Origin of the sequence: Kitasatospora sp. NPDC052868 (genome assembly GCF_044547105.1) — a bacterium.
Lineage (GTDB): Bacteria > Actinomycetota > Actinomycetes > Streptomycetales > Streptomycetaceae > Kitasatospora.
Map to the genome: position 1 here is coordinate 16591 of NZ_JBITZW010000012.1, position 13386 is coordinate 29976.

General features: G+C 73.9%; 8 protein-coding genes. 6 read left to right on the forward strand and 2 right to left on the reverse strand.

Translation table 11 applies throughout. The features are described from left to right. The first annotated feature begins 222 nt into the window (after window positions 1-222). Together ACIGZJ_RS21315 and ACIGZJ_RS21320 are read left to right on the forward strand one after the other, a co-directional pair. On the forward strand, window positions 223-1779 hold the full coding sequence (locus tag ACIGZJ_RS21315; RefSeq protein ID WP_396458672.1) for an MFS transporter: 1557 nt from the start codon (window positions 223-225) through the stop codon (window positions 1777-1779). 22 nt (window positions 1780-1801) lie between these two features. After that, on the forward strand, window positions 1802-2332 hold the full coding sequence (locus ACIGZJ_RS21320; RefSeq protein ID WP_396458841.1) for a TetR family transcriptional regulator: 531 nt from the start codon (window positions 1802-1804) through the stop codon (window positions 2330-2332). 23 nt (window positions 2333-2355) lie between these two features. Here the strand turns inward: ACIGZJ_RS21320 and ACIGZJ_RS21325 are convergent, their stop codons facing one another. Then, on the reverse strand, window positions 2356-3426 hold the full coding sequence (locus ACIGZJ_RS21325; RefSeq protein ID WP_396458673.1) for a LysR family transcriptional regulator: 1071 nt from the start codon (window positions 3424-3426) through the stop codon (window positions 2356-2358). A gap of 137 nt (window positions 3427-3563) precedes the next feature. Between ACIGZJ_RS21325 and ACIGZJ_RS21330 the strand changes: the two genes are divergently transcribed. Further along, window positions 3564-4724: an iron-containing alcohol dehydrogenase gene (locus tag ACIGZJ_RS21330; protein WP_396458674.1), complete on the forward strand. Its 1161-nt coding sequence runs from the start codon at window positions 3564-3566 to the stop codon at window positions 4722-4724. 93 nt (window positions 4725-4817) lie between these two features. On the opposite strand, the gene ACIGZJ_RS21335 is transcribed toward ACIGZJ_RS21330, so the two are convergent. After that, window positions 4818-5906, reverse strand: a complete 1089-nt coding sequence (locus ACIGZJ_RS21335; RefSeq protein ID WP_396458675.1) for a trypsin-like serine peptidase — start codon at window positions 5904-5906, stop codon at window positions 4818-4820. Window positions 5907-6119: 213 nt separating this feature from the next. Between ACIGZJ_RS21335 and ACIGZJ_RS21340 the strand changes: the two genes are divergently transcribed. The 3 genes from ACIGZJ_RS21340 to ileS all read left to right on the forward strand — a co-directional run bounded on the left by ACIGZJ_RS21340 (window position 6120) and on the right by ileS (window position 13379). Further along, entirely contained in the window at window positions 6120-7964 is a 1845-nt protein-coding gene (locus ACIGZJ_RS21340) for an ABC transporter ATP-binding protein (protein WP_396458676.1), read from the forward strand. After that, window positions 7961-9739: an ABC transporter ATP-binding protein gene (locus tag ACIGZJ_RS21345; protein WP_396458677.1), complete on the forward strand. Its 1779-nt coding sequence runs from the start codon at window positions 7961-7963 to the stop codon at window positions 9737-9739. The genes ACIGZJ_RS21340 and ACIGZJ_RS21345 overlap by 4 nt, the downstream gene beginning before the upstream one ends. Window positions 9740-10163: 424 nt before the next feature. Next, window positions 10164-13379: an isoleucine--tRNA ligase gene (ileS, locus tag ACIGZJ_RS21350; RefSeq protein ID WP_396458678.1), complete on the forward strand. Its 3216-nt coding sequence runs from the start codon at window positions 10164-10166 to the stop codon at window positions 13377-13379. Window positions 13380-13386: the final 7 nt, after the last annotated feature.

Genomic DNA, 13386 nt, shown 5'->3' on the forward strand with positions numbered 1-13386 from the left:
TCGGCGACGGAACCCGCGCGGCAGGACCGGTCACCCCGTCCCCGCCGCACCGCACGCGCCGGCCGGCCTCCCTTGTGAGGTGAACGGCGTTCACCTAGGGTGGTGAACGCCATTCACCTTTGAGGGGGGTTCGCCGTGCCCGCTGCTTCGCATCCGCCGACGTCTGCGACCGCGACCGCGACCGGGGCAGGGACCGCGACCGCGACCGCCGACCGTGGAGTCATGACCGTCCTGGCGGCCGGCGGCATCGTCACCACTCTGGTGCAGACCGCGATCGTGCCGCTGCTGCCGCAACTGCCCCACCTGACCGGCGCGGCACCGGTCGACGTCGGATGGGTGGTCACGCTCACGCTGCTGACCGGCGCGGTCGCCACCCCGCTGCTGGGGCGCGCCGGGGACATGTACGGCAAGCGGCGGATGCTGCTGCTCGCGCTCGGGGCGCTCGCCGCCGGGTCGCTGGTGTGCGCGTTCGCCGACACCCTCCCGTGGCTGTTGGCAGGGCGGGCGCTGCAGGGGGTGGGCGCGGCGGTGGTGCCGTTGTCGATCAGTTTCCTGCGGGGTGTGCTGCCCCCGCAGCGGACGGGTTCCGCGGTGGCGCTGATGAGTTCGACGGTGGGCATCGGCGCGGCCCTCGGTCTGCCCCTGGCCGCGGTACTGGTGCAGTACGCGGACTGGCACGCGATGTTCTGGGCGATGACCGTGCTCTCGGCGGGGGTGCTCGCCCTGGCGTGGCGGCTGCTGCGGGAGGAGCCGGTCCGGTCACCGGGGCGCTTCGACCTGCTCGGGGCGTGCGGGCTGAGTGCGGGGCTGGTGCTCCTGCTGCTGGCGTTGTCCAAGGCGGGCCAGTGGGGCTGGGGCAGTTGGCGGATGCTGGGCCTGTCGGGGTCGGCGCTGCTGATCCTGGCGGGCTGGACCGTCCAGCAGCGCCGGGTGCCGCGGCCGCTGGTGGACGTGCGGCTCGCGATGCGTCCGGCGGTCCTGCTGCCGCACCTGGCCGCGTTGCTGGCCGGGTTCGCCTTCTACGCCAACTCCCTCGTCACCGCGCAGCTGGTCCAGGCGCCCCGGGCCACCGGGTACGGCCTCGGGCTCTCGGTGATGGCGGCGGGTGTCTGTCTGCTGCCCAGTGGTGTGATCATGGTGCTGTGCGCTTCCCTGTCCGCCCGCCTGTCCGCCGCCCGCGGGGCCAAGGCCACCCTCGCCCTGGGCACGGCGGTCATCGCGGCCGGCTACGGTCTGCGCTTCGCCGAGAGCCGGCAGTTGTGGGCGGTCATCGCGGGCGCGGCCGTGGTCTCGGTCGGCACCGCGCTCGCCTACTCGGCCCTGCCCATGCTGATCATGCGGGCGGTGCCGCTGGAGCAGACCGCCGCGGCGAACGGCCTCAACGTCCTCATGCGCACCATCGGGCAGGCGCTGTGCAGCGCGGTGGTCGCCACCGTACTGGCGCAGCACACCCGCCTGTTCGCCGACCCGGCGGGCGCGGCCGTGCCGGCGCCGACCCTGGACGGGTACCGCGTGGCCTTCGCCGCGGCGGGCGCGGTCGCGCTGCTGGCCTGCGCGGCCGCCTGCCTCATCCCGCACCGGCCGCGACCGACGCCGTCCCCCCTCCAGGAGACTGACCAAGATGCCCGATCCGAACTCCGCCTCCCCGCGCAGCGCCCGCCCGCGAACGACGCCCGGGAACCCGCCGACACCGCCGACACCGCCGGCCCCGCCGGCCCCGCCGGCACCGCCATCGCCGACGCCCGACCCGGCCCCGGACCGGCCGGCACGAGCGCGTGACGCCGACGCCCGCCGCGCGGACATCCTCGCCGCGGCCCGGCGCGCCTTCGCCCGCCACGCCTACGCCGACACCACCATCGCCGCCATCGCCGCCGACGCGGGCGTCAGCCCGGCGCTCGTGATGAAGTACTACGGCAGCAAGGAACAGCTGTTCACCCAGGTCTTCACCTTCGACGCCGACGCCACCGCCCTGTTCGACGCCCCTCTGGACCGCCTCGCCCGGCACATGGTGCTGCACCTGCTCGCCACCCAGCGCGGCCAGACCCGCGACCCGATCCTGCGCATCGCCTTCTCCCGCCACCACCTGGAGCTCGGCGGGCAGGCACGGGCCAACTTCCGCACGCAGGTCATCGACGCCCTCGCCGCCCGCCTCCCCGGTCCGGGCGCCCCGCTGCGGGCGGAGATGGCCATCGGCGTACTGCTCGGCCTCGGCGCCCTCTACGCGACCGTCCAGGCCGACCGGCTCACCGGACTGGACCCCGAAGAAGTCGCCGACCTGTACGTCCCGCTCCTGCACCCCCTGCTCTGCGGCGAGGCCCCGACGGGCCGCTGACCGCCGGACGACCGGCCCCCAGGTCAGTGCAGCGGGTCGGCCGACCGGGGTGTCCGGGCGGGGCGGTCCGGGAGCAGTTCGGCGGTGCGGTCGGCGACCTCGCGGTGCAGGGCGTCGCGCACGGCGCGGACGGCGGGCCTGGTGACCGCCTCCCGCCGTACGGCCAGCGTGATCGGCAGGCGGATGTCGACCTCGTCGGCCAGCAGCCGCCGCAGGCCGGCCCGGCCGGCGAGGAAGGCCGGCAGCACACCGATGCCGGCTCCCAGCCGGGTGGCCTCGACCTGGGCGAAGACGTTCGTGGAGGAGAACGCCGGTGTGACGCCCGGCAGATGGCGCTCGATGTCGAGGTCGCCGACCTGGAGCATCGACTCGACGTAGAAGACCAGCGGATGCTCGCGAAGGTCGGCGACCGTACCGGGGGCCCCGCACCGCGCGAGGTACTCGTCGTCGGCGTACAGGCCCAGCGCGTAGTCGGTGAGGTGCTCGGTCACCAGTCGGCTCCTGGGCGGCCTGCCGATGGTCAGGGCGAGGTCGAAGCCGGCCGGGCGCAGGTTCAACTGGCGTGTCGCCGTGATGAGTTCGGCGTGCAGTCGGGGGTGGCTCCGACGCACCCGGGCCAGCGCCGGGGTGGCGAAGACGGTACCGAAGCCGTCCGGGGCGCTGACCCGGACGGTGCCGTGGAGCGACGGCGCGTCCTGACCGGAGACCGCGTCGACGACCCGGACGAGGGCGTCCTCGATCGCGCGGGCGCTCTCGGAGACGGCCTTTCCGACGTCCGTCAGGACCCAGCCGTCCGCGCCTCGCTCCATCAGCCGCACGCCGAGCCTCGTCTCCAGCGCGGTGATCCGGCGGGACACGGTGGTGTGGTCCACCCCGAGCACCTCGGCCGCGGTCACCAGAAGTCCCGTACGGGCGACGGCGAGCAGATAGCGCAGATCGTCGGCGCGGAGCGTGCGCGGATCGAGGCCGCCGCGCTCCGTCCGCGCGGGCGGAACGGCGGCCGGGACCGCGGCCGGGTGGCCGCCGACCGGGTCGTCGCCGGCCAGGTATTCGCCGGCCGGGTCGTCGCCGGCCGGGCGGGAACGGGAGGGCACCGGATCAGCGTATCTGCATTTCCGCACACCCCGTCTGCACGATTGGCGGTTGAACGCACACCCGCGCGGGCGGCACAGTCGAACCTCCCCGGCCCGCGCACCCGGCCGCCGTTCCTCCCACCGTCGAGGGGTTCTCCATGGTCGCCAGTCTCTCCCTGCCACGGATCATGCGCGTCGGCCGCGGCGCCGCCGAGGAGTTGGGCGAGGTCGTCGCAGGGCTGGGGCTGAGCCGCCCGCTGCTCGTCACGGACGCGTTCCTGGTCGGGACCGGCGCGGCGGACCGGCTGGCGGAGATCCTGCGCAAGGCCGGACTGCACCCGCGGCTGTTCTCCGACACCGTGCCCGACCCGACGACCGACTCGCTGGCCCCGGGCCTGGAGGCCCTGCACCACCACCGGGCGGACGCGGTCATCGGGTTCGGCGGCGGCAGCCCGATGGACAGCGCCAAGGCCCTCGCCCTGCTGGGCGTGCAGGGCGGCCGGATGCGCGACTACCGGGCGCCGCGCGTCAACCTCGGACCGGCGCTCCCGGTGATCGCCGTCCCCACCACCGCCGGCAGCGGATCGGAGGCGACCCAGTTCACCGTCATCACCGACAGCGGCACGGACGAGAAGATGCTCTGCCTGGGCCCGGCGTTCCTGCCGCTCGCCGCCGTGGTCGACGTGGAACTGACCATGTCGATGCCGCCCCGGCTGACCGCCGACACCGGCGTCGACGCCCTCACCCACGCCGTCGAGGCGTACGTGAGCCGCCGGGCCAACCCCTTCTCCGACGGCCTCGCCCTCACCGCGATCGGCACCATCGGCCGCCATCTGCGCCGGGCCTACGCGGACGGCTCGGACATCCGGGCCCGCGAGGCGATGATGCTCGCCGCGACCCAGGCCGGCATCGCCTTCTCCAACTCCAGCGTCGCCCTCGTCCACGGCATGAGCCGCCCGATCGGCGCCCACTTCCACGTCGCCCACGGCTTGTCGAACGCGATGCTGTTCCCCGCGGTGACGGCCTTCTCCGTGCACGCGGCGCCCGGCCGGTACGCCGACTGCGCCCGCGCCCTGGGAGCCGCGACCGCCACGGACGCCGACGAGGTGGCCGCCGACCGGCTCGTCGACGAACTCCGCCGCCTCTGCCGGGACCTGGACGTACCCACGCCCCGGAGCCACGGCATCGACCGGGAGGCGTGGACCAGGCTGACGCCCCTGATGGCCGAGCAGGCCCTGGCCTCCGGCTCCCCCGCCAACAACCCCGTCGTGCCCACCGCCGACCAGATCCAGGACCTCTACGGCCGGATCTACGACTGAGCCCGCGCCACCCGCGCGCTCCCACCTGCCCGACCGGTGCCTGCCCGGCGGGGAAGAAGCCGGACAGGCACCGGGCAGGCACCGGACAGCAGGTCAGACCACCCGGCTCTGCGCCCAGGTGTAGAGCAGGCGGGCGCCGTCGCCCAGGCGGGTGGCGAAGAGCGTGTCGGCGGGTCCGCCCGCGAGCTCCTCGCCGGTGGTGGTGACGCCGACGACGGTCCCGACGCCGGTCCGGGTGTCGAACTGCGCGAGGTGCGGGCCGCCGCTCGCCCCGTGCCCCATGTCGCAGGGCTCGCCCCACAACAGCGGGGCCTTCGTCCCGGGCCGGGCCGGTCCCGCGCAGTGGATCATGCGCGATCCGGCGTACTTGGCGTCGGGGCTGTTGAGCCGGTCCTTCGGGTACCCGAAGGTGTGGACGAACTCGCCCTGCACGGGCCTGGTGAAGGCGATCCGCTGGCTTCCCGTGACGTCCGCGATCCGCCGCCCGCCGGCCGACGGGTTCGCCACCAGCATCCCCGTGTCGTACCCGGCGACGGCGATCGCCTCGGAGTTGGTCGTGCCCGGGTCGGCGTCCCAACGCGAGGAGGTGGCCATGGACTTGATGCTGAAGCCGCCGAGCGGCTTCGTCCCGTTGCGGTAGCCGGGCACGAAGTAGAGGTTGTGGTTCCAGGTCCCGTCGGCGGCGGGATCCCCGACGCCGCGCAGACAGTGCGCCGCCGTGATGACGGTGCTGCGGTTCGCGCCGGTGACGACCGTCGCGGTGCAACTGCCGTCGTAGCCGTCGGAGAAGGTGAAGAAGAGGCGCCCGATGCTCCGGTCCGCCGCTCCGGCGTGCGTCCAGACCGTGCCCGGGTCCGGCGTGTTCGCGGGGAGCGGGCGCGGGTCGTCGGGCGTGTTGTCGTCCTCGGGCACGGGGGTGATCTCGGGGACCATCGCGCCGGCCAGCCTCATCCGGTCGGGGGTCCAGTAGGTGTCGATCCGGCTGCGCTCCTGTTCGGTGGTGGCACCGGCATGCGTGGTGACGGAGGCCGGCTCCGCGGCCGAGGCCGCGGTCGGCAGCAGCACCGCCGTCGTCGTCACCGCACTCAGCAGCAGGGACCCGGCGGCGGCGAGCCGCCGGGGGGACGTGCGGCGGTGCGCGGCGGTGTGGTGACCGGTGGTCGGACCGTGTGTATGTGACATGGGTGGCACGGTAGAAGCGGGACGTCAGCGTCCTGTTGAGGGAGTGTCTCATCGGCTCATCGGTCACGTCAGGGTGCCGCAAAGACCGTCTCGGTCCGGTATCGACGACGCGGAGTCGACAGCGCTCGACCACCCGGCGTTGACAGCGTTCGGCGAGGCGCACCATAATCCCGTGATCGATCACGTGAGCGTTCACGGGGCGGGAGGGTCTCCTTGGGTGGGGTTGGGGCGGACCCGTTGCGCGGGCTGATCCGCGAACGGTGGCGACTGTTACGACTGCTCGGCCTGGCCCGGCGCGGGGACCGGATCGGACTCCTCGCGGCCGCCGGGCTGCTCGTGCTGGCCGCCCCGCTGACCGCGATGACGGCCGGCCGACTGGTCGGGGCCGTCGCCCGGGCCGGAGAACCGACCGGCTCGACCGGCACCACCGAGGCGTTCCTCGCACTCGGCGGCCTCCTCGCCACCATGCTGCTGTTCCAGGCCTCCTCCACCGTCCAGCAGATCTTCGAGCAGCGGGTGGCCTGGGCCATCGACGGCGGCGTGCGTCGGCGGATCCGCGAACTGGCCACCGCTCCAAGGGAGATCAGCCACCTGTCGGAGCCCGGCTTCATGGCCGATGCCGCCCGGGCCACGGACCTGGGGTTCACCTGGCGCACCCGGTCCGCCGGAACGGCCACCACCGGGCAGGTGCACCTCCTCGCCCGGCTCGTCGGCACGGTCGCGGCGACGGCCGTCCTGGCCTGGCACCTGCCCCTGCTCGCCCTGCCGCTGCTGGTGGTGACCATGCTCAACCGGGCCGTGGTCCGCAGGCAGTGGGTCCACCTCGTGGCGGTCGAGGACGACGCGATCCCCGGTGAACGGAAGACCGAGTACTGGTCCGAGGTGGCGGCCGGCCCGACGGCGGGCAAGGAGGTCCGGCTGTTCGGACTGGCCGGCTGGATCGTGGAGCGCCGCCGGGCCGAGCACCACGCGTGGATGTCGGTCCGCTGGGCCGCCCGGCGGGTCGTCGTCCGGCGGCAGACCGCGCCCGTCGCCCTGACCGCGCTCTCCGCCGCCTGCGCCCTCGTCGTCCCTGGCGTCGCCGCCGCCGCGGGCCGGCTCGACGCCGGCGAGCTGGCGACCTGCCTGGTCGCGGCCATGACGGTCTGGGGCATGGGCGTCCTGCTCGGCCAGGACCTGGACCTGGCCCACGGCCTCGGCGCCGTCCGGGCCCTGGACCGGCTGGAACACGCCCGCCCGGCGCCCCGCCAGGAGGCGGCGCCCGCGGTCGGACCGGTCGCGGGCGCCGTCCGCTTCGAGGACGTCTCCTTCGGATACCCGGGCGCGTCCCGGAAGATCCTCGACGGCCTGGACCTGGAGATCCGCCCGGGCGAGGTGCTGGCCGTCGTCGGGGCCAACGGCGAGGGCAAGACCACCCTGATCAAGCTCCTGGCCGGCCTGCACACCCCGACCCGCGGCCGGATCACCGTGGCCGGCACCGATCTGACGGAGCTGGACATCGAGGACTGGCGCCGCCGGATCGCCGTGGTCTTCCAGGACTTCCTGCGGTACCCGGCGTCGCTGCGCGACAACGTCGCGCTGGCCGCGCCCGAGCGGCCCGCCGACGATGCCGCCGTCCTGCGGGCACTCGACCGCGCCGGCGCCGGGCCGCTGCTGCAGACCCTCCCGGACGGGCTCGACACCGTGCTGTGGCGCGGCGGGGAGGCCGGCCGGGACCTCTCCGGCGGCCAGTGGCAGAGCCTGGTGATCGCCCGCGCCCTGTACGGGGTGGCGCACGGACGCCGCCTGGTCGTCTTCGACGAGCCGACCGCCAATCTCGACGTCCGGGCCGAGACGGAGTTCTTCCAGCGGGTCGTCACCGCCATCGGGGACGCCTCCGCCGTGCTGATCTCGCACCGGCTCTCCACGCTCCGGCACGCCGACCGGATCGTCGTCCTCCGTGACGGGCGGATCGTGGAGTCCGGCCGGCACACCGACCTCCTGGACCGCGACGGCGTCTACGCGGCCCTCTTCCGGCTCCAGTCGGACCACTTCGACACCGGGGCGGCCGCGTCATGACCAAGCGACTGCGCACCGCGCGGCACCTGTTCGCACTCGGGCTGCGCGCCGACCGCGGCGGCGTGGTCCTGGTCGCCCTGCTGATCCTGGCGGCCTCGGCCTCGCTGGCCGGCACGGCGGCGGCGCAGCGCTGGATCGTGCAGGGCGCCGGGCGGGGTTCGACCTCCGCCGTCCTGGCGGCCGCCGCGCTCGGCGTCGCGGTGATGACCGCGCAGAGCGCGCTCACCAGGCTGCGCCAGCTGCGCTGCGCGGACCTGGGCGAGCTGGTCGCCCGCGACCTCGACCAGGAGGTGCTGGCCGCGGCGGCGGGCGTGCCGACCATCGCGCACCTCGAACACCCGGAGTTCGCCGACCGGTTGACGCGGCTGCGGCAGGGCACCCGGGACATGGCCGAGACCTGCTGGTTCGCCGCCGAGACGGCCGGGGCGGTCCTGGGGCTGGCGCTCGGGGTCTGGCTGCTGGCCCAGGTCGATCCGCTCCTCCCCGCGGTGATGCTCGCGGCCGCGCCGATGCTCTACTGCACCTCCCGGGCCCGGCGGCTGGTCCGGGAGGCCCGGGACGCCTCGGCCCCGGCGGCCCGGCTGGAGCGGGAGCTGCACGAACTCTGCACCCGCCCGGGGCCCGCGGGCGACGTCCGGGTGGCCGGCAGCGCGGTCGAGCTGGACCGGCGTGCCGCGGAGCTCTGGACGGGGGCCGGACGGGCCGAGTCGCGGGCCCGGATCCGCGGCCTGCGGTGGGAACTGACCGGCTGGGTCTGCTTCTTCGCCGCCATGGCGGCCGCCTTCGCGGCCCTGGTCCGGCTCCGCGAGGAGGGCCGGGCCACGCCCGCGGACATCGTCATGCTGATCTCGCTGATGGGCCAGCTCACCCAGCAGGTGGCCATCGCCGTGTACGGGGCCGGTCGGCTCACCGAGAGCGCCCGCACGATCGACCACTACGTCTGGTTCACCGAGTACGCGGCCCGGGCCCGACGGGGCCGCGCAGCGCCGCCGGACCGGCTGGCCCGGGGCATCGAGCTCCGGGGCGTCACCTTCGGCTACCCCGGCTCCGACCGCCCGGTGCTGGACGGTGTCGACCTGCGGATCGCCCCGGGCACGGTGGTGGGCCTGGTCGGCCTCAACGGCGCCGGGAAGTCCAGCCTGGTCAAGCTGCTGACCGGGCTGGCCGAACCGACGTCCGGCCGGATCCTGATCGACGGGACGGCGCTGTCCGAGCTCGACCCGGCGCAGTGGTCCGCGCGGTGCACGGCGGTGTTCCAGGACTTCGCCCGGTTCCAGACCGTGGTCCGGGAGGCCGTCGGGCTCGGCGACCTGCCCCGGATCGACGATCCGTCGGCGGTCCGCGCCGCGATCGACCGGGCCGGTGCCACGGCGCTGGTCGACAGGCTCGCCGACGGTCCGGACACGCAGCTGGGGCCGGTGTTCGACGGCGTCGAGCTGTCCGGGGGCGAGGGGCAGAAGCTCGCCGTCGCCCGCGGCCTGATGCGGCGCGACCCGCTCCTGTTCGTTCTGGACGAGCCGACCGCCGCGATCGATCCGGCGGCCGAACACGAACTCTTCCAGCGGTTCGCCCAGCAGGTTCGGGAAATGATCGCGGACCGCGGCGGAATAGCGATTCTCATTTCGCACAGGTTCTCCACCGTCCGCATGACCGATCGGATAGTCGTGCTCGACGGCGGCACCATTGTCGAGGAGGGCTCCCATGACGAACTCATGAACGCACCGGGCCGTTATGCCGAGCTCTACCGGCGGCAGGCGAACTCCTACGCGGTCTGAGGTGGGACAAAAATACCCAGCTCAACGCTGTTCTGTCGGTCCGTCAGCAGAAAAGCCGCGACGCCGGGCCCGGGCCATGGGGTAGCCTGTGCGCAGGAATTCCGGGAATTCGATCCGGCCGATCCGAGCGGTCGGCCACGGCCTCCCGAAAGGCCTGGCCGGGTGATTTCCGGCCCCTGGAGTCGCGCGGTTCCACGACAACTGAAAAGTCCCACTGGCGTCGATCCGGCCATCACCGGGGAGCCTCCGGAAGAAACGGACCCGAAAAGGCCCGGAGTAGAACCGGACGGGTGCGGCCCGTCACAGCCGCCTACGAGAGGTCGCCCATCCGTGGGCGGCAAGCGGGGTGGTACCGCGGCGTCCCGGACCGGGCCGTCGTCCCCGTGCCAGCAAGCTTCGATCCCGCTGCACGAGGAGCTACACCATGGACGACCGTCCCGGCACCGCCTACCCCGCTGTCCCGGCCCATCCCTCCTTCCCCGCGCTCGAACGCGAGGTGCTCGACTTCTGGGCGGCCGACGACACGTTCACGGCATCGGTCGAGGCCCGCCCGGCCGGCGAGAACGGGAGCAACGAGTACGTCGTCTACGACGGCCCGCCGTTCGCCAACGGCCTGCCGCACTACGGCCATCTGCTGACCGGGTACGTCAAGGACGCGGTGCCGCGCTACCGGACGATGCGCGGCAGGCGCGTCGAGCGCCGGTTCGGCTGGGACACCCACGGGCTGCCCGCGGAGGTCGAGGCGGAGCGCCGGCTCGGTATCAAGCACAAGTCCGAGATCGACACGATGGGCGTCGCGGCCTTCAACGACGCCTGCCGCTCCTCGGTGCTGCGGTACACGGCGGAGTGGCGCGAGTACGTGACCCGCCAGGCCCGCTGGGTCGACTTCGACCACGGCTACAAGACCCTCGACCTCTCCTACATGGAGTCGGTCATGTGGGCGTTCAAGCAGCTCTGGGAGAAGGACCTGGTCTACTCGGGCTTCCGGGTGCTCTGGTACTGCTGGCGCTGCGAGACGCCGCTGTCGGCCACCGAGACCAAGATGGACGACGTCTACCTGGACCGGCAGGACCCGGCCGTCACGGTCGGGCTCCGGCTCTCCACGACCTGGAGCACCGGCGGGACCGCAGCCGGGACCACAGCCGGGTCGGACGCCGGGTCGGACGACGCGCTCGACGGGGCCTACGCGCTGATCTGGACCACCACCCCGTGGACGCTGCCCGCGAACCTGGCCGTCGCCGTCCACCCCGACATCGACTACGTGCTGGTGGAGACCGACGCCGAGCGCGGCGCGCGGCGCTACGTCCTCGCCGAGGCCCGGGTCCCGCACTACGCCCGGGAGTTGGGCGAGGAGCCGACCGTCCTGCGCCGGCTGAAGGGCGCCGACCTGCTGGGGCTCTCCTACACCCCGCCGTTCGACTTCCTGACCGGCCGGGAGAACGCCCACCGGGTGCTGGCCGCCGACTACGTGACCGTCGAGGACGGCACCGGGCTGGTGCACCTCGCGCCGGCCTTCGGCGAGGAGGACAAGGCCGTCACCGACGAGGCCGGCATCGAGGTGGTGATCCCGGTCGACACCCGCGGCGAGTTCACCCCCGACGTGGCCCCGTACGCGGGCATGCAGATCTTCGACGCCAACAAGACCATCATCCGCGACCTCCGCGACGGGGCCCCGCACGCCTCCGGTGTGCTGCTCCGCCACGAGACCCACGACCACCCGTACCCGCACTGCTGGCGCTGCGCCAACCCGCTGATGCAGCGTGCCGTGGACTCCTGGTTCGTCCGGGTCACCACCGTCCGCGACCGGATGGTGGAGCTCAACCAGCAGATCGACTGGGTGCCTTCGAGCCTGCGCGACGGCCAGTTCGGCAAGTGGCTGGAGGGCGCCCGGGACTGGAACATCTCCCGCAACCGGTACTGGGGCTCGCCGATCCCGGTCTGGGTCTCCGACGACCCGCGGTACCCGCGGACCGACGTCTACGGCTCGCTGGACGAGCTGGAGCGCGACTTCGGCGTGCGCCCCACCGACCTGCACCGGCCGCACATCGACGGGCTGACCCGGCCCAACCCGGACGACCCCACGGGGCGTTCGACGATGCGCCGGGTCCCCGAGGTGCTGGACTGCTGGTTCGAGTCGGGGGCGATGCCCTTCGCCCAGGTGCACTACCCGTTCGAGAACACCGAGTGGTTCGAGGACCACTACCCCGGCGACTTCATCGTGGAGTACAACGGGCAGACCCGCGGCTGGTTCTACACCCTGCACGTGCTGGCGACGGCCCTGTTCGACCGGCCGGCCTTCTCCTCCGCGCTCGCCCACGGCATCGTGCTGGGCGACGACGGCCAGAAGATGTCGAAGTCCCGGCGCAACTACCCGGACGTCAACGAGGTGTTCGACCGGGACGGCTCCGACGCGATGCGCTGGTTCCTGTTCGTCTCGCCGATCCTGCGCGGCGGCAACCTGGTGGTCACCGACCAGGGCATCCGGGAGGGCGTGCGCCAGGCGATCCTGCCGCTGTGGAACACCTGGTCCTTCCTCTCCCTCTACGCCGGGGCGGCGGGCCGGCGCGGCGTGCGGCGCACGGACAGCCCCGACGTGCTGGACCGGTACGTGCTGGCGCGCACGGCCTCGCTGGTCGACGACGTCACCGCCGCGATGGAGGCGCTCGACCTCGCCGGCGCCTGCGAGCGGATCCGCGACCACGCCGAGGTGCTGACCAACTGGTACGTCCGGCGGTCCCGGAAGCGGTTCTGGGACGCGGACCCGGACGCCATCGACACCCTGCACACCGTGCTGGAGGTCACCGCCCGGGTGGCCGCGCCCGTCCTGCCGCTCACCACCGAGCAGCTCTGGCGGGGGCTCACCGGCGGGCGCTCGGTGCACCTCACGGACTGGCCCGCCGGCGACGAACTGCCGCACGACCCCGAGCTGGTCGCGGCGATGGACCGGGTGCGCCAGGCCGCGTCGGCCGCGCTGTCGCTGCGCAAGGCCCGCGGCCTGCGGGTCCGCCTGCCGCTGGCCCGGCTGACCGTCGCGGCCGCCGACGCCGCCCGGCTGGAGCCGTTCGCCGACATCCTGCGCGACGAGATCAACGTCAAGGAGGTGCTCTTCACCACCGACGTCGACACCCACGGCCGGTTCGAGCTGGCGGTCAACGCCTCGGCCTGCGGACCGCGGCTGGGCCGGGACACCCAGAAGGTGATCCGCGCGGTCAAGGCGGGCGAGTGGACCCAGGACGGTGCGGGCCGGGTGACGGCGGCCGGGATCGAGCTGCTGCCGGGCGAGTTCACCGAGCGCCTGGTCGCCTCCGACCCGGACGAGAGCGCCGCCCTGCCGAACAGCACCGGGCTGGTCGTGCTGGACACCGCGGTGACGGCGGAGCTCGCCGCCGAGGGCCTCGCCAAGGACGTCGTCCGGCTGGTGCAGCAGGCCCGCCGCGACGCCGGCCTCGACGTGTCCGAGCGGATCGCGCTTACCCTGGACGCCTCGGACGACGTGCTGGCGGCGGTGCAGGCCCACGAGGCGTTCCTGGCCGCGGAGGTGCTGGCCACCTCCGTCGCCTACGCCGAGGCCCCGGAGCCGACGCTGGTCGGCGCGGTGGCGGACGGCGGCCAGGTGAAGGTCCGGGTCCACCGGAGCTGACGGCCGG

Coding starts and splice junctions, on each gene's coding strand:
- ACIGZJ_RS21315 (WP_396458672.1), top strand. CDS start 223: ATGACCGTCCTGGCGGCCGGCGGCATCGTCACCACTCTGGTGCAGACC.
- ACIGZJ_RS21330 (WP_396458674.1), top strand. CDS start 3,564: ATGGTCGCCAGTCTCTCCCTGCCACGGATCATGCGCGTCGGCCGCGGC.
- ileS (WP_396458678.1), top strand. CDS start 10,164: ATGGACGACCGTCCCGGCACCGCCTACCCCGCTGTCCCGGCCCATCCC.
- ACIGZJ_RS21345 (WP_396458677.1), top strand. CDS start 7,961: ATGACCAAGCGACTGCGCACCGCGCGGCACCTGTTCGCACTCGGGCTG.
- ACIGZJ_RS21335 (WP_396458675.1), bottom strand. CDS start 5,906: ATGTCACATACACACGGTCCGACCACCGGTCACCACACCGCCGCGCAC.